Raw genomic sequence first — 16,187 nt, forward strand, 5'->3', positions numbered from 1 at the left:
TGCACGAAGGATGACAGGCGTGACCGATTACGAATACCAGTCCGATCGATACGTCCTGCGGCCCGGGGTGGGCGCCGAGCAGGCCGACGACGTTGCCCGCGGCCTCGGTTGGGAGCTCGTTCGGGAGATCGCCCGCGACAAGCAGGAGGGCGTGGACGGGCAGCTGATCTGGCTGGGCCCGGACGACGTCTCGCTGCACTACGTCGTGGACGCCTTGTCGGGCATCGGATACACCGTCCTCGCCGGACCGGGCCGGACCGCGGTGGAACCGTTCGTGGGTCCGGTGCTCGATCACCTGCGGCCGTGGACCCTTCCGGAACTGTTCGAGCGGCTCGACGAGGCCGACGAACCCCGCGAACGGGTCAGGAACATCCTCCGGATCGGGCTCGCCGCGGCCGCGGCGTTCGACGAGGAGGTGTTCCGCAGGATCAGTGGGACGTACGCCGACAGCGAGCCCCGGGTCCGACTCGCCGGCCTCTGGGCCGCGACGTACACCGGCTATCCGCAGTTCCTCCCCCGGATCAGGGAGATCGCGTCCCACGACCCGGACGAGTCGCTCCGGTCGCGCGCCGCGAGCATCGCGACGGCCTTCGCCTCGGAGGGTGATGCGTCATGACGGGCTACCCGGACGCCCCCAGGCCCGTGCGGTCCGGGCTGGTCATCGTCGATCCGCGGCGCGGCACGCCGCAGCGGATCGTCGTGCTGCAGTTCAACCCGGACAGCCTGGAGCGGTCGCTGGCGCCGCAGGCGTCCGGGGCGGACGGGAGCGGGGACCGGACGGAGGCGCTGCGGCTCAAGGGGCCGGCCGTGGAGACCTGGAAGTTCACCGCGGAGCTGGACGCGACCGACCAGCTGGACGTGCCGGCCCCGAACGGCGTCCATCCGCAGCTGGCCACGCTGGAGCTGCTGGTGCAGCCGGCCGGTGCGCAGCTGCGGGCCAACCAGGCGCTCGCCGCCCTCGGCACCCTGGAGATCGCCCCGGTCGAGGCCCCGCTCACCCTGTTCACCTGGGGCGGCAAGCGGATCCTGCCGGTGCGGCTGACCGAACTCACCATCACCGAGGAGGCGTTCGACATCGACCTGAACCCGATCCGGGCCACCGTCGCCGTCGGCCTGCGCGTGCTGACCGTCAGCGATCTGCCGACCGGCCACCGCGGGGCCGAGCTCTACCTCGCGCACCTGGCGCAGAAGGAGCGGCTGGTCGGCGCCGCGGCCGACGGCCGGCTGAGCGCGCTCGGCCTGGGAGGAGGATTCCAGTGACCGCAGGCGACCCGCTGAACGCGCTGCCCGCGCCCTCGCCGTACCCGGCGACAAGCCGGTACCACGGTGTCCCGGTCTCGGTGCACACGGAGCCGGACGGGCGGCAGGTGCCGTACCTGGGGCGGCGGCTGCTGCCGGGGCCGGACGGCCTGACCCCGTTCGCCGAGCACACCGTCGGCGCCGGCGACCGCCTGGATCTGCTCGCCCACCGCTACCTCGGCAGCGCCGACCAGTGGTGGCGGATCGCCGACGCCAATCCGGTGGTCGATCCGCGGGAGCTGACCGCGACGCCGGGGCGGCGGATCACCGTCGCGCTGCCCGGCGCGGTGCCGGGGGTGGGCCGTGCCTGACGCCTCGGCCGTCACCGGGGACGGCCCGGTCGGGTCGATCCGGCTCAGCCTGCTGATGGGCCCGCAGATCCCGGTGCCGGTGCCGCAGCCGGTGACCGACGCCCTGCTGTCGGCGCAGGTCACGGTGGCGTCCGGGCAGCGCAGCGGGTTCCAGCTCGCCTTCGACCTGTCGAAGCACGGTCCGATCAACACCGCGCTGCTGCCGGGCGGCTTCTTCGACCCGAAGATCAGGGTCGTGCTGGTGGCGACCGTCACGGGCACCCCGACCGTGCTGATGGACGGTGTGATCATCCGCCAGGAGGTCGGCATCAGCAACCAGCCCGGCCAGTCCACGCTCACCGTCACCGGCGAGGACCTCACGGTGCTGATGGACCTGGAGGAGCGGGCCGGGGTGCCCTTCCCCGCGATGTCCCCGGCGGCCCGGGTCGCCGCGATCATCGGCCTGTACGGCCAGTACGGCATCGTGCCGCTGGTCGTCCCCGAGCTGGTGCCGCAGACGCCGATGCCCACCCGGCGGATCGACTTCCAGAAGGGCACCGACCTCGGGTACGTCACCGAGCTGGCGAAGGCCAACGGCTACGTGTTCTACCTCGACCCCGGGCCGCTCCCCGGGACGAGCCGCGCCTACTGGGGGCCGGAGAACCGGATCGGCGTCCCGCAGCACGCGCTGAGCGTCAACATGGACGCGCTGTCCAACGTCGACCAGCTGACCTTCGCCTTCGACGGCACCGCCCGCGAGGAGCCGGAGGCCCGCATCCAGCTCCCGGCGACCAAGGTGTCCTCGATCCTGCCGGTGCCGGAGGTCGCCGTGCTGCGCCCGCCGCTGGCGCTGCGGCCCGCGCCGGCGCTGAAGAAGAAGGTCGTCGCCGACACCGCCAAGAAGGACACCACCCAGGCCGTGGCCGAGATCATCGCCCAGGCGATGCAGTCGGCGGACGCCGTCTCGGGCTCCGGCCAGCTCGACGTCGTCCGGTACGGCCACGTGCTGCGGCCGCGCGAGCTGGTCGGCGTCCGCGGCGCCGGGCTCACCTACGACGGCCTGTACTTCGTCAAGAGCGTCACCCACAACCTCAAGCGCGGCTCGTACACCCAGAACTTCACGCTGACCCGGGAGGGCCTGATCGCCCTCCAGCCGACCGTCGTCCCGTGACCGGGAGGAGTCTCCAGCATGGCCGAACCCACCCGCTACCTCGGCAAGTTCCGGGCGACGGTGGTGAACAACACCGATCCGCTCGGGATCGGCCGCATCCAGGCCCAGGTGCCCGACGTGCTGGGCGAGGCCGTGTCGGGCTGGGCGATGCCGTGCTTCCCGGTGGCCGGTCCGGGCATGGGCCACTACGCGGTCCCGCCGGTGGGGGCGGGCGTGTGGCTGGAGTTCGAGCAGGGCGACCAGAGCTACCCGGTCTGGACGGGCTGCTGGTACGGCTCCGCCACGGAGGTCCCGGTGGAGGCCACGACCGGCCCGCCGGGCGCGCCGAACACCGTGCTGGAGACCTCCGGTCGGCGGGTGATCGTGCTGTCCGACGATCCGACCACGGGGATCACCCTCCGCACACCGAGCGGGGCATCGATCGTCATCAACGACTCGGGCATCCGCATCAGCAACGGCCAGGGCGCCTCGATCTCGCTGGTCGGCGCCACCGTTTCCATCAACCAGGACGCCCTGAGCGTGACTTGACGGGAGGGGCCTCGTGCCCGGAAATCTGCTGCACGTCCATGCGACGGTGACCTGCCCGCACGGCGCCCAGGCGACGGCCCGGCCCGCCCAGGCGCGGGTCCTGGTCGCCGGCCAGGCCGTCACCAGCACGGCCGACCCGTACACCGTGACCGGCTGCCCGTTCACCGTGGCCGGCAAGCCGCAGCCCTGCGTCACGGTCCGCTGGGTGGTGCCCTCGGCCCGGATCCGGGTGAACGGCTCCCCCGCGCTGCCGCAGTCAGCCGTCGGGCTGTGCCAGAGCGCCGAGCAGGTCCCGCAGGGGCCGCCGATCGTGACCGTCGTCCAGCAGCGGGCGGTGGGGGTATGAGCACCGCCCGGGGAATCGGGAGCGGCGCCGGGCCGGCCCGGACGGACCTCGCGTTCCCGTTCCGGATCGACAGCCGCGGGCGCACCGCCGAGGCGCCGTACGACGACCATGTGCGCGACCTGATCGAGCAGTTGCTGTTCACCAGCCCCGGTGAGCGGGTGATGCACCCGGACTTCGGCTGCGGACTGCTCGACCTGGTCTTCGCGCCGAACAGCCCGGAGCTGGCGGCCACCCTGCAGCTGTCCGTCCAGGCGGCGCTGCAGCGGTGGCTCGGCGATGTGATCGCCGTCGCCTCGCTCGACGTGGAGAGCGAGGACAACGTGGTGCGGGTCGAGTTGGCGTACGTCGTCCTGCGGACCGGCACCCGGCGGCAGGACGTGTTCGAGGGCGGGGTGGCGGCATGAGCGGGCGGACCGAGGGCCCCGCGGCCCGGTGCGGGACGGAGCTCCGGCGCGCCGACGTGCGCTCGGCGCACCTGCTGGGCCTGGACGGCGCCGAGCCGTCGGACGACGGGCGCACGCTGGAGGTGACCTTCCTCGGCCGGGCGCCGGAGGAGCTGGGCCCGGAGAACGTCCGCGTCGACGGCGGCCGGCGGATCACCGGCCTGCGCGCCGTCGCGGTCGACATCGAGCGCTCCGAGGACCCGGAGCTGGACGACCGGATGCGCGTCACCCTCGACCGCTCCGGAGACACCTCCCGCTACCGGCTGACGGTGGTCGAGGCGGACGCCTACGGCCGGCCGGGCACCCGCCCCTACCCGGGCTTCGACCCGCGGTACGCCAGCACCGGCTTCTCCTTCGGCCTCGACTGCCCCTCCCCCTACGACTGCCGCACCGAGGAGGACTGCCCGCCCGCCGTCCGGCCGACCCCGGTCGTCGACCGCACCGCCCGCGACTACGAGAGCCTGCGGCGGCTCGTGCTGGACCGGATGAGCCTCACCACCCCCGGCTGGTCCGAGCGGCACCTGCCCGACCTCGGCCTCACCCTGGTCGAGCTGCTCGCCTACACCGCCGACCGGCTCTCCTACCAGCAGGACGCGGTGGCCACCGAGGCGTACCTCGACACCGCCCGCCGCCGGGTCTCGGTGCGCCGCCACGTCCGGCTGGTCGACTACGCCGTGCACGACGGCTGCAACGCCCGGGCGTTCGTCGCGCTGGCGGCGGACCGCCCGCTCACCCTGCGGCACGGCACCTTCCGCTTCGCCGCCGTCGACCTCGGCCGGCTCGGCCCGCAGGAACGCCCGCAGCTGTCGACGGTGATCCCGGACGAGGAACTGGACGCGCTCACCCGGACCGCCGTCGTCGAGGTGTTCGAGCCGCTCGGCGGGGCGGACCTGGTGCTGCACCCCGCGCACAACACCCTCCGCTTCTGGACCTGGGGCGATCAGGACTGCGTGCTCCCCGCGGGCGCGACCTCCGCCACCCTGCGCGACGACTGGCACCCGGCCGACCACGACGAGGCCGACGGAGAGGACGGCGACCGGCAGGCGGACGGCCGGCCGCAGAACCGCCGCCGCCGGCTGGCGCTGCGCCCCGGCGACCTGCTGGTCATCGAGGAGGTGCTCGGCCCGCGCACCGGCGCCGCCGCCGACGCCGACCCCGCGCACCGCCAGGCCGTCCGGCTCACCGCCGTCACCCCCCTGGTCGACGAGCTCTACGGGCAGCCCGTGGTCGAGGTCGCCTGGGCGTCCGAGGACGCGCTCTCCTTCCCGGTCTGCCTCTCCGCGCACGGCGGGAGCGAGTGCGGCCCGATCCCCGACGTGAGCGTCGCCCGCGGCAACGTCGTCCTGGTCGACCACGGCCGCTCCCTCACGTTCGGCGGCGGTGCCCCGGAGACCGTCGCGGTGCCGCCGGAGCCGGTCCGCGTGGCGCCCTGCGGGCCGGGCGGCTCCGGCTGCGCGGACCGCACCGAGGGCAGCCCCGCCGCGGAGGCGGTCCACGGGCTGCTCGACCGGGCCCGGACCGGCCGCCGGCTCGGCCCGGAGCAGGTGCGCGAGCTGTACGCGCTGGTCGGGGAGGCGGCGGTGCTCCGGGCCGGGCTGAGCGTCCGGCTCGCACCCGGCGCGGGCGCGGAGGGCGGGGACGGCGCGGGCGCCGTCGTCGAGCCGCCCACCGCCGACGCCCAGGCGGCGGCGCTGGAGACGCTGCTCGACCAGACCCGCTACCCCGTCCTGCCGCAGCCCTTCCGCCCGCTGCTGCACGACGCGCCGGTCACCCAGGCGGCCGGCTACCCGGACCGGGCGCACGTCTGCGCCGGACAGGCCGCCCTGCTCGCCGCGGTTCCCGAGCGGGTCCGGCAGCGGCTGGAGGAGCTGTGGCACCGGGCGCGCCGCGGCCATCACCTCTCCCGCGCCGAACTCGCGGAGCTGACCCTGCTGTTCGGCGCCCGGGCGGTGCGCGAGCTGCACCTCGCCGAGCGTCCCGCCGCCGGACTGCGCGAACTGCTGGCCCGGCGCGGCCGGCTGCTCGCGGCCAAGCTGCGCCGCCTCGACGTGCTCACCGCGCGGACCCGCTCCGGCGTGCCGCTGCGGCACCCCGGCATCTGGGAGGTGGCCCAGAGCTGGGGCGCCCGGTACGCCGCCGGGCTCGATCCCGACTCCCCCGCACTGGCCGGCCCGGCGCGCGGGATCGCCGTCCAGGACCCGCGCGCCGCGCTGCCCGCGGTCCGGGCCGACACCGAGGGCCGGGAGTGGACACCCCGCCGCGACCTGCTCGCCGACGGCCCCCGCGACCGGCACTTCGTGGGCGAGCTGGAGGACGACGGCCGCCTCGCACTGCGCTTCGGCGACGGCCGCCACGGCCTGCCGCCCCGGCCCGGCGCGGAGCTGCGGATCGCCTACCGGATCGGCAACGGCGCGGCCGGGAACGTCGGCGCGGAGGCCGTCAACCACCTGGTGGTCCGCCAGGACGGACCGGGCCACCCCCGGGAGGGCGACGCCCGGCCGCAGGACGCGGTGCGGCTCGTCCGCAACCCGCTTCCCGCCACCGGCGGCGTCGAGCCCGAACCCCTGGAGCAGGTCCGCCAGTTGGCGCCGCTCGCGCTGAGCCGCACCCGGCTGCGGGCCGTCACGGCCGCCGACTACGCGGAGCTGGCCGCCACCCTGCCGGGCGTCCGGCGCGCCGCCGCCGCGCTCCGCTGGACCGGCAGCGTCCAGGAGGTCCACGTCGCCGTCGAGCCGTACGGGCGGGCCGCGGCGGACACCGCCCTGCTGGCGGCGGTCGGCCACGGACTGGAGCCGTACCGCCGGATCGGCCACGACCTGGCCGTCCGCCCCGCGCTGCTGGTGCCGATCGACCTCGAACTGCGGATCTGCGCCGCCCCCGGCCACCAGCGCGGCCACGTCCTGGCCGCGTTGCGGCGGGTGCTGGGCAGCCGCGCCCTGCCGGACGGGCGCCCGGGCTTCTTCCACCCCGACGCGCTGGGCTTCGGCGACCCGGTACGGGCCTCCCGGCTGGTGGCCGCGGCCGCCGCCGTCCCCGGCGTGGTCAGCGCCCGGGTCACCCGGCTGCGCCGGCAGTTCGGGCGGGACGAGGGCGAGCCCGCCGACGGGCTGCTGCGGCTCGGCGCGCTGGAGATCGCACTGTGCGACAACGACCCCGACCGGCCGGAGAACGGCCGGCTCTCGATCGTGATCGGAGGCGGCCGATGACCGGCCAGTGCACCTGCGGCTGCTCGGGCACCGCGACCGCGACCCCGGCCCCGCTGTTCAACCCGCCCGGGCTGGACGCCATCGACTACCGGGTCGGCCGCTACGGGGAGTTCCTCGCGAGCCTGCTCGCCCGGCTGTCCGGCCCCGCCTACCCGGCGCTGCGCGGCCTGACGGTCCGCACCCCGGACGACCCGGCGATCGCGCTGCTGGACGCCTGGGCCGTGCTCGCCGACGCGCTGACCTTCACCTCGGAGCGGATCGCCAACGAGGGCTATCTGCGCACCGCCACCGAGGAGGCCTCGCTCACCCTGCTCGGCCGGCTGGTCGGACACCGGCCCCGGCCCGGCGTGGCCGCCGACACCTACCTCGCCTACACCCTCGACCGTGACCCGCGGGCCGCCGAGGACCCGACCGTGACCGTTCCGCGCGGCGCCCGCAGCCAGAGCGTGCCCGGCCCCGGCGAGGACCCGCAGTCCTTCGAGACCGCCGAGGACCTCGCCGCCCGCGCCGCCTGGAACGAGCTGGCCGTCCTGCGCCGCCGCCCGTACCAGCTGACGCCCGGCCAGCTGAACCCCGGTGGGCGCGCCGAGCTGTTCGCCGCCGGCACCGCCAACAACATCAGGCCCGGCGACCGGCTGCTGTTCGTCTTCAGCGCCGACCGGGCCGCCGACCCGGTCCACCGGGTGCTGCGGCTGGTGCCCGAGGTCCGGCTCGACCGCGAGAACGACGTCACGGTGATCGGGCTGCCCCGCGACCTGCGCACCCTCAAGGACCTGCGCGCCGAGCTGGCGGACCGGATCACGGACGCGCCGACCGCCCCGGACCCCAGGCCCGGGCACAGCCGGATCGTCCGGGACTTCGACGCCCAGGTGCTGGCCCCGCTGCGCGCCGACCTCGACCTGCCGTCCGGTCCGCTGAACACCCCGGCCGACTTCGCCGACCGGCTCACCCCGGTGATCGCCCGGGCCGCCGAGGCCGCCGAACTGGCCCGGTCCCAGCGGCCGGTGGCCGACTGGTTCGAGCGCCTCGGCGAGGCGCTGGCCGGCCTCCAGGACCGCGCCCACCAGCTGGAGCCGGCGCAGGCGCCCGACCCGGCCGGGCCGCAGGAGCCCGGGTCCGCGCCCGTCGACCCGGCCGTGCGCGGGCTCGGCGCGCTGCTGGCGGCGCTGCGCACCGCCCCCACCCGGCCCCCGCTCAGCGCCCGGGACCTCGCCCGCGACCCGCGGCGCCTGTTCGCGGCCGGCTCGGACCTCGGCGCCCAGCTGCTCGCCGCCCTCGACCCCCGGCTGCGCGAGGGCCTCTACCCCGCCTGGCGCCGGGTCGACCTGACCGCGCCGCTCGCCGTGCACGAGATCCAGGCGATGCGGGTGGTCGCCACCCCGTTCGGTGCCACCGCGCCGCTCAAGCCGGTCTTCGGCGACGACGGCCGGATCGACCGCTACGTGGACTGGCCGCTCTCCGGCAGCACGCTGATCGGCGTCCGGGTCACCTTCGACGACACCGGCGCCGTCCCCGAGACCGCCGACTACACGTACGTCGAGGCCGGCAGCCTGGTGCACAGCGGATTCTCGCTGCCGTGGGACCACACCTTCCCGTTCGGGCCCGGCCAGGTCAAGGTGGTCACCACCGCGCCGCTGGCCCCGCCGCCCGACCCGCACGCCTCGGCGCCGGCCGCCCCCGCCCCCGCTCCCGCTCCCGAGCAGGAGGCCGGCGTCAGCTCCCGCTTCCTGCCCAAGCTGCCCGAGCGCACGGTCCTCGTCTCCCGCCCGCAGGCCGACAACCGCGTGCACGTGCGGATCGAGGGCGGGCCCGGCCCCGCGCTGGACTACCGGCTCGACCCGGACCAGGAGCGGACCGGCGAGTCCGGCGAGCTGAACGTCCGGGTGCACCGCTACCCCGCCACCGAGCAGTCGCCCGCCGCCGTCGAGGTGGTCCTCACCACCAAGCTGCAGCCGGTCTCCGGCACCGTCCTCACCCTCGACGCCGTGTACGACCAGATCGCGCCCGGCAGCTGGGTGGTCGTCCAGCGCCCGCGCAAGGGACTCGACGGCGGCATCCCGGGCAGCCGCGACCTCGCCGAGGTCATCACCCGGGTGACGGACGTCCGGGTGATCTCCCGCGCCGACTTCGGCATCACCGGCAAGGTGACCGAACTGACTCTGCAACAGCCGTGGTTGGACGACCAGGACACCCAGCTCTCGCACATCAGGGACGCCACCGTCTACGCCCGCGGCGAATCCCTGCGGCTCGCCGACGAGCCCGTCACCGAGGACGTCCACGGCGGCCGGATCGAACTCGCCCGGCTCTACGACGGGCTGACCCCCGGCCGGTGGATCACCGTCGGCGGCGAGCGGACCGACATCCCGCACACCACCGGGGTCCGGGCCACCGAGCTGGCCATGATCGCCGGCGTCGAGCAGGGCGTCGACCCGCGGCTGCCCGGGGACACCGTCCGCACCACGATCACGCTCAGCGCCGACCTCGCCCACCGCTACCGGCGCGACACCGTCCAGATCCTCGGCAACGTGGTCCGCGCCACCCAGGGCGCCACCCGCGACGAGGCCATCGGCAGCGGCGACGCCGGCGTCCCGGGCCAGCGCTTCGCCCTCTGGCAGTCGCCGCTCACCTGGCTGGCCGCCGACACCCCCGGAGGCGCGCGCAGCACCCTGGAGGTCCGGGTCGACGGCGTGCGCTGGCACGAGGTCGACAGCCTCGCCGGACGCGGCCCCGACGAGCAGGTCTACGTCACCGGGACGTCGGGCGACGGCCGCACCACCGTCGCCTTCGGCGACGGCGTGCACGGTTCCCGGCTGCCCACCGGCCGGGAGAACGTCCGCGCCCGCTACCGGATCGGCCTCGGCGAGACGGGCAACGTCGGCGCCGGCCGGATCACCCAGCTCACCACCCGCCCGCTCGGCGTCTCCGCCGTCGTCAACCCGCTGCCCGCCACCGGCGGCGCCGGCCCGGACGGCCCCGGCCTCGCCCGCCGCACCATCCCGCTCGCCGTCACCGCCCTGGACCGGCTGGTCTCGGTCCCCGACTACGAGGACTTCACCCGCTCCCGGGCCGGCATCGGGCGCGCCGCCGCCACCCGGCTCTCGGACGGCCGGCGCGAGCTCGTGCACGTCACGGTGGCCGGGGTGGACGACATCCCGCTCACCCCCGACTCCGACCTCGTCCGCACCCTGCGCTCCGCGCTCACCGCCTACGGCGACCCGCGGCTGCCGGTCGTCGTCGCGCTGCGCGAACCCGTCCTGCTGGTCGTCGCCCTGAGCGTCGTGGTCGACCCGGACCACTCCTGGGACCTCGTCGAACCGGCGCTGCGCCGCGCCCTGCTGAACCGCCTCGGCTACGACGGTCGGCAACTCGGCCAGAGCGCCCACCTGTCCGAGGTGCTCGCGACCGCCCAGGCCGTCCCCGGCGTGGACCGGGTCGACGTCGACGCCTTCACCGGCGTGCCCGGCAGCCTCACCCCGGACGGGCTGGAGCAGCTCTCCGAGCAGCTCGCGCGGCCGCAGCCGACCGTCCCGGCCCGGCTCGCCCGCTTCGACGAGCAGCGCTACCGGGTGCGCGCCCCCGCCGGGGAGACCCTCACCGACATCGCCGCCCGCCACGGCATCACGGTCGCGGAGCTGCTGCGCCTCAACCCGGCCGTCACCGACACCCGCCCGCTCCCGGCGGGCCGGGTGCTGACGGTCTTCCGCGGCATCCGCCCGGCCCAACTCGCCGTGCTGTCACCGAATCTGCCCGACACGCTGATCCTCAAGGAGGTCCGCACATGAGTGAGCGGGACCCGGACGGACTGCTGGAGCTGCTGCCGCAGTGGCACCGGTTGCGGGACGCCGAGGCGGGCGAGCCGCTGCGCGCCCTGCTGGCCGTCGTCGCCGAGCAGGTCGACGTCGTCCGCGGCGGCATCGACCAGGGCTACCGGGACTGGTTCGTGGAGACCGCCGCCGACTGGGCCGTCGCCTACCTCGGCGACCTGGTCGGCTACCGGATCCTGCCCGGCTACGAGGAGGTGCTCGCCACCGGCCTGCACGGCGGCGCCTCCCCGGAGCGCGCCGCGGCCCGCGACCGGCTCGCCGCCCGGCTGGCGCCGCGGCTCGACGTCGCGAACACCGTCGCCAACCGGCGGCGCAAGGGCACGCTCGCCCTGCTGGAGGAGCTGTCCGCCTCGGTCGCCGACTGGCCGGCCCGGGCCGTGGAGCTCTCCCGGCTGCTCGGCGGAACCCCGCCGGTGCGGCTGCTGCGCCCGGACGAGGAGCCGGCCGACCGCCGACGGACGGGCCCGGGGCGGCCGGACCGGGGGCGGCTGGTCGACGTCCGGCAGGGCGCCGCGCTGGACCTGCTCGGCGGGCCCTTCGACGAGCAGGCGCACACCGTCGACGTCCGGCGGGCCGCCTCCGCCCGCCGCCGGGGCGGCCGCACGCCGGCCGGGGTGGCCCTGTACGTCTGGCGGCTGAAGCCGTACTCCCTCACCCGGGCCCCGGCCTACTGCATCGACCGGGCCAGGAACCTCTTCACCTTCTCGGTCCTCGGCAACGACGCCCCGCTCTTCACCAGGCCCGAGCCGGAGCCCTCGGCCACCCACCTCGCGGCGATCGACAACGTGCCGGCACCGATCCGGCGCCGGCAGCTGGCCGAGAACCCGGCCGACTACTACGGGCCCGGCAAGAGCTTCGCCATCTGGCGCGACGACGCCCGGGAGCCGGTCCCGCCCACCGAGATCACGGTGGCCGACCTGACCGACTGGACGTACCGGCCGCAGCGCGGCCAGGTCGCCGTCGACCCGGTGCTCGGCCGGATCGCCTTCGGCGCCCGCACCGCCCCGCGCCGCGGCGTCCGGGTCGACCTCCACTACGCGTTCGGCGACGACACCGGCGGCGGGGAGTACCCGCGCGACCGCCCGGAGCCCCCGCGCCGGACGGTGTACCGGGTCGGCCCCGGCCAGCCGCACGAGCGGATCAACGAGGCGTACGAGCGGTGGCGCGCCGACCAGCAGAGCGGTGACGCGGGCGGCTCCGCCGTCATCGAGATCACCCACAGCGGCGCCTACCAGGAGCAGTTGGACTTCGACCTGGCGGCCGACGACCGCCTGGAGCTGCGCGCCGCCGAGGGCACCCGGCCGGTGATCCGGCTGCTCGACTGGTACAGCAACCGGCCGGACGCCCTCAACGTCCGCGGCGCCGACCCGGGCGGGCGGCTGGTCCTGGACGGCCTGCTGATCACCGGGCGCGGCGTCAACGTCACCGGCCCGCTCGCCTCCGTCACCCTGCGGCACTGCACCCTGGTGCCCGGCTGGTCGCTGGAGCCGCACTGCGCACCGCACGCGCCGCACGAACCCAGCCTCGTGCTGGACCGCACCACGGCCTGCGTGCGGATCGAGCGCAGCATCCTGGGCGCGATCCAGGTCGTCGGCGACGAGGTGGGCGCCGAGCCGCTGGAGATCCACCTCGACGACAGCGTCCTGGACGCCACCGGCCCCGCGCGGCCGGCGCTCTCCGGGCCCGACTGCACGCACGCCCACGCGCTGCTGCACGCGCACCGCTCCACGGTGGTCGGCGAGGTGCACGCCCACTCGGTGCCGATCGCCGAGGACTGCGTCTTCACCGGGCGGCTGCGGGTGGCCCGCCGCGCACTCGGCTGCCTGCGGTTCTGCTACGTCCCCCCGGGCTCGCGCACCCCGCGCCGGTACGCCTGCCAGCCCGACCTGGTCCGCTCGGCGGTCACCGAACTCGTCGAGCGCGGCGGGCTGCCCCCGGCGCAGGCCGCCCCGCTGCGTGAGCTGGAGGCCGCCCGGGTCCGCCCGCTGTTCACCAGCCTCCGCTACGGCACGCCCGACTACGGCCGCTTGGCCGCCGGCTGCGCCCCGGAGATCACCCGCGGCGCCGAGGACGGCGCCGAACTGGGCGCCTTCCACGACCTGTTCCAGCCCCAGCGGGAGGACAACCTGCGGGCGCGGCTGGCCGAGTACACGCCGGCCGGCACCGACGCCGGGGTCTTCTTCGCCTCCTGAACCTCTCCCGAGCCGCTCTCGACCCGCTCCCACACCCCTGCCCCCGACCCTGTGAGGGAATCGTGCACGCAGACTTCTCGCGCCTGACCTTCCGGCCCGGCCGGCACTACTCCGCGGTGCTGACCCAGCAGGGCCGGGTCCAGCTCGACGCCGACGCCAACGAACAGGCCGCGATCGAGCGGTACCAGCTGCGCACGCTCGCCGCCGATCTGATCGGCCGCCACGGCGGACCGGCCGCGGCGGCCGGATTCGCGATCGGCCACCTGCCGGGCAGCCACGACCTGGACGACCTCGCCATCGGCGGCGGCCGCTACTACATCGACGGCGTCCTGTGCGAGGCCGACCGCCCCGAGCCCGCCCCCGCCGTACCCGACGAGGGGTCCGCGGACGGCCACGGCTCCCCGGACGGCCACGGCTCCCCGGACGGCGACGGCGTCCGGCAGGAGCCCGCCGGCTGGACGTACTGGGACCAGCCGGACGCCTACCGGGACCAGGAGCTCCCCGACGACCGGCTGCCCGGGGAGTTCCCGTTCCTGGTCTACCTGAAGGTCTGGGAGCGCAGCGTCACGGCGGTCGAGGACCCGGAGATCCGCGAGGTCGCGCTCGGTGCGGCGATGCCCGACACGGCGGCCCGGGCCAAGGTCGTCTGGCAGGTGCTCGCCCTGCCCGGCTCGGAGCTGCACCTGCCGGAGGGCGGCGGGGCGACCCGGGTCCGGGCGGCCTTCGACGCCTGGGCCGGACCGCGCGAGCGCCCCGCCTGCGCGCTGGCCGCCCGTGCCCGCCGCCCGGAGCGGGCGAGCGAGGACCCGTGCCTGGCCCACCCCGAGGCCGGCTACCGGGGCCCGGAGAACCAGCTCTACCGGGTGGAGGTCCACCGCGGCGGCTCCGCCGGGGACGGCGCCACCGTCAAGTGGTCGCGGGAGAACGGCTCGGTCGTCCTGCCGATCGCCTCGGTCGAGGGCGTCTGGGTCGACCTCACCTCGCTGGGCGACGACGACAAGCTGGGCCTCTCGGTCGGCGACCTGGTCGAGGTCGCGGACAGCGCCTCCCTCAGCCGGACCGAACCGGCGGACCTGCTCCAGGTCGAGGAGACCGACCTGCCGGGCCGCCGGGTGCGGCTGTCCGCCGAACCGTCCCCGCGGACCGGCCGCCTGGCCGAACGCCACCCCTTCCTGCGCCGCTGGGACCACCGCGCCCCGCGCGGCCGGGACGCCCTCCCGCTGTCCGGCGGCGCCCTGCCCCTGCGCGAGGGCGGCTGGCTCGACCTGGAGGACGGCGTCCAGGTGTACTTCCGCCCCTGCGGCACGTACACCCGGGGCGACTACTGGCTCGTCCCGGCCCGCACCGCCACCGGATCGGTGGAGTGGCCCCTGAACGCGGCCGGCGAACCCCTCCTCCAGCCCCCGGCCGGCGTCCGCCTCCACCACGCCCCGCTCGCCTGGATCACCGCCCCCGCCACCGCCGTCGACCTCCGCCGGACCTTCGCCCCGCTGTCGGCCCCCAGCTAGGCATCCGGGGCGACGGGGCCGATGCCGAGGGCGGCCGCCCGCAGGGCGGCGGCCGGTCCAAGACCGCCAACGTGCTCCTCGCGGCCGAGGCCTCCTGAGGCCCCGGCCCAACCGTCGGCCCCGCCCGTCAGCGGCCGCCGGCCAGGCGGGTCAGTTCGGCGTCCCAGTCGATCAGTTCGGCCTCCCGGCCGCGGGGCACCAGGGCGAAGACCTGCGCCCGTAGCCAGCGGCGCAGCGGCCCGGCCGGGACGTCGATCACGGCGGTGCCGTCGTCGGCGCGGAGGGTGATCCGCAGCCGGCCGGGGCGGTGGCAGCGGCACGGGGGCGCGATCCGCACGTCGCCGGTGCCGGCCGGGCGGTGCAGGCCCTTCCACAGCAGGTCGCGGGAGAACTCCCAGGTCCTGGTCGGCGGGTCGAAGCCGGGGAACGCCATGGCCACCGCGAAGGGCGCGTCGGCGCGGTACCCGAAGCGCATCGGAAGCTCCATGAACTCGCCTTCTCCGAGGTGGAGTTCGACGTTCAGCGTGAGCGCGGTGGAGTCCGCGCCCGGTTCGGGGGACGGCTGGTGTCCGGGCACGGTTCCTCCGAAGGTGGTCAGGCCACGGTGCCGGGGCTGACCACCAGGTGCTCCGCGAGGAACCAGACCTGGGCCTCACCGGTGCGGACGATCTGGGAGACCAGGAGGTCCTGGGTGCCGTCGTCGCCGAGCTCCGCCGTACGGGTGGCGGCGTCGCGGGCGTCGCCGAGGACGGCCTCGTGTGCGTCGAGGAGCCGGGAGAGCATCGAACGCACGTCCTCCAGGCCGTCCGGCGGGCGCGGCACGCCGGTGATCTCGGCGGCGTGGCGGGGGTCGCCCACCGCGACGCCGCCGAGCATCTGGACCCGCTCGGCGAGCGCGTCGATCAGCTCCAGCTGCTCGCCGGCGTGCTTGTCGAAGAGCAGGTGCAGCTGGTAGGCCGTCGGGCCGCGCATGCCCCAGTGGTACTTCTTGTAGAGCGCGTAGAGGAACTGGGTGTCCGCGAGGACGCGGTTGAGCCGCTGGCAGGCGTACTGCCGGGTGTCGTGGGAGAGCGCGATCGGCAGCTGGTGGACGGTGCCGTAGGGCTGGACCTCCGGTCCGTGCTGATGGAGGCGCGGCTGGCTGGTCATGGTGGTGCTCCCGGTGGTGCTGAGGAGTCGGGGTGCGGCCGGTCGGCGACGCCTCACCAGGCTAGGAAGCCGCGGACCCCCGGGCTGTTCCGACTGCGCACGGCCGGCGACCGGTCCGTGCACCCGGGGCGGAGCCGGGCCGAGGGCGCGCGCGCCCGCGGCCCCCGCCCGCGGCGGGCCCCCCCCGACACCAACCGCCGGGGGCCCCCGCACCCCATTGGGAAGTTTCCA

At 76.0% G+C, this 16,187-nt stretch carries 13 protein-coding genes; 11 read left to right on the plus strand and 2 right to left on the minus strand.

Annotation, left to right across the window (positions count from 1 at the left end; genetic code table 11):
* The first annotated feature begins 19 nt into the window (after positions 1–19).
* The 11 genes from ACFVFS_RS13250 to ACFVFS_RS13300 all read left to right on the plus strand — a co-directional run bounded on the left by ACFVFS_RS13250 (position 20) and on the right by ACFVFS_RS13300 (position 14,807).
* Positions 20–616 carry a HEAT repeat domain-containing protein gene (locus tag ACFVFS_RS13250; protein WP_380623375.1) on the plus strand — a complete coding sequence of 199 codons (597 nt, stop codon included), beginning with the start codon at positions 20–22 and terminating at the stop codon, positions 614–616.
* A complete protein-coding gene (locus ACFVFS_RS13255; protein ID WP_380623377.1) occupies positions 613–1,260 on the plus strand; it encodes a hypothetical protein in 648 nt (215 codons plus the stop codon). Before ACFVFS_RS13250 ends, ACFVFS_RS13255 begins: the two co-directional genes overlap by 4 nt.
* Complete coding sequence (locus ACFVFS_RS13260; RefSeq protein WP_380623379.1) at positions 1,257–1,610, plus strand: LysM peptidoglycan-binding domain-containing protein; 354 nt, start codon at positions 1,257–1,259, stop codon at positions 1,608–1,610. The genes ACFVFS_RS13255 and ACFVFS_RS13260 overlap by 4 nt, the downstream gene beginning before the upstream one ends.
* Positions 1,603–2,760, plus strand: a complete 1,158-nt coding sequence (locus tag ACFVFS_RS13265) for a hypothetical protein (RefSeq protein ID WP_380623381.1) — start codon at positions 1,603–1,605, stop codon at positions 2,758–2,760. Before ACFVFS_RS13260 ends, ACFVFS_RS13265 begins: the two co-directional genes overlap by 8 nt.
* A gap of 18 nt (positions 2,761–2,778) precedes the next feature.
* Positions 2,779–3,288 (plus strand): phage baseplate assembly protein V, encoded by a 510-nt coding sequence (locus ACFVFS_RS13270; RefSeq protein WP_380623383.1) that lies wholly within the window; start codon positions 2,779–2,781, stop codon positions 3,286–3,288.
* 13 nt (positions 3,289–3,301) lie between these two features.
* Positions 3,302–3,634, plus strand: coding sequence for a hypothetical protein (locus ACFVFS_RS13275; RefSeq protein ID WP_380623385.1), 333 nt, complete (start codon positions 3,302–3,304; stop codon positions 3,632–3,634).
* Positions 3,631–4,038 carry a GPW/gp25 family protein gene (locus tag ACFVFS_RS13280; RefSeq protein ID WP_380623387.1) on the plus strand — a complete coding sequence of 136 codons (408 nt, stop codon included), beginning with the start codon at positions 3,631–3,633 and terminating at the stop codon, positions 4,036–4,038. Before ACFVFS_RS13275 ends, ACFVFS_RS13280 begins: the two co-directional genes overlap by 4 nt.
* Entirely contained in the window at positions 4,035–7,283 is a 3,249-nt protein-coding gene (locus ACFVFS_RS13285) for a putative baseplate assembly protein (RefSeq protein ID WP_380623389.1), read from the plus strand. The genes ACFVFS_RS13280 and ACFVFS_RS13285 overlap by 4 nt, the downstream gene beginning before the upstream one ends.
* Positions 7,280–11,065 (plus strand): putative baseplate assembly protein, encoded by a 3,786-nt coding sequence (locus ACFVFS_RS13290; RefSeq protein WP_380623391.1) that lies wholly within the window; start codon positions 7,280–7,282, stop codon positions 11,063–11,065. Before ACFVFS_RS13285 ends, ACFVFS_RS13290 begins: the two co-directional genes overlap by 4 nt.
* The gene (locus ACFVFS_RS13295) at positions 11,062–13,299 is read left to right on the plus strand and encodes a hypothetical protein (protein WP_380623393.1); all 2,238 of its coding nucleotides are present in this window, start codon (positions 11,062–11,064) and stop codon (positions 13,297–13,299) included. The genes ACFVFS_RS13290 and ACFVFS_RS13295 overlap by 4 nt, the downstream gene beginning before the upstream one ends.
* Positions 13,300–13,361: 62 nt before the next feature.
* Positions 13,362–14,807, plus strand: coding sequence for a DUF6519 domain-containing protein (locus ACFVFS_RS13300; protein ID WP_380623395.1), 1,446 nt, complete (start codon positions 13,362–13,364; stop codon positions 14,805–14,807).
* Between the two features lie 127 nt (positions 14,808–14,934).
* Here ACFVFS_RS13300 and ACFVFS_RS13305 read toward each other — a convergent pair whose 3' ends face one another.
* Together ACFVFS_RS13305 and ACFVFS_RS13310 are read right to left on the minus strand one after the other, a co-directional pair.
* Positions 14,935–15,384, minus strand: coding sequence for an SsgA family sporulation/cell division regulator (locus ACFVFS_RS13305; protein WP_380623397.1), 450 nt, complete (start codon positions 15,382–15,384; stop codon positions 14,935–14,937).
* Positions 15,385–15,401: 17 nt separating this feature from the next.
* Complete coding sequence (locus ACFVFS_RS13310) at positions 15,402–15,956, minus strand: Dps family protein (protein WP_380623399.1); 555 nt, start codon at positions 15,954–15,956, stop codon at positions 15,402–15,404.
* Positions 15,957–16,187: the final 231 nt, after the last annotated feature.

The sequence above is a fragment of the Kitasatospora sp. NPDC057692 genome (genome assembly GCF_042799475.1).
Taxonomy (GTDB): Bacteria; Actinomycetota; Actinomycetes; order Streptomycetales; family Streptomycetaceae; genus Kitasatospora.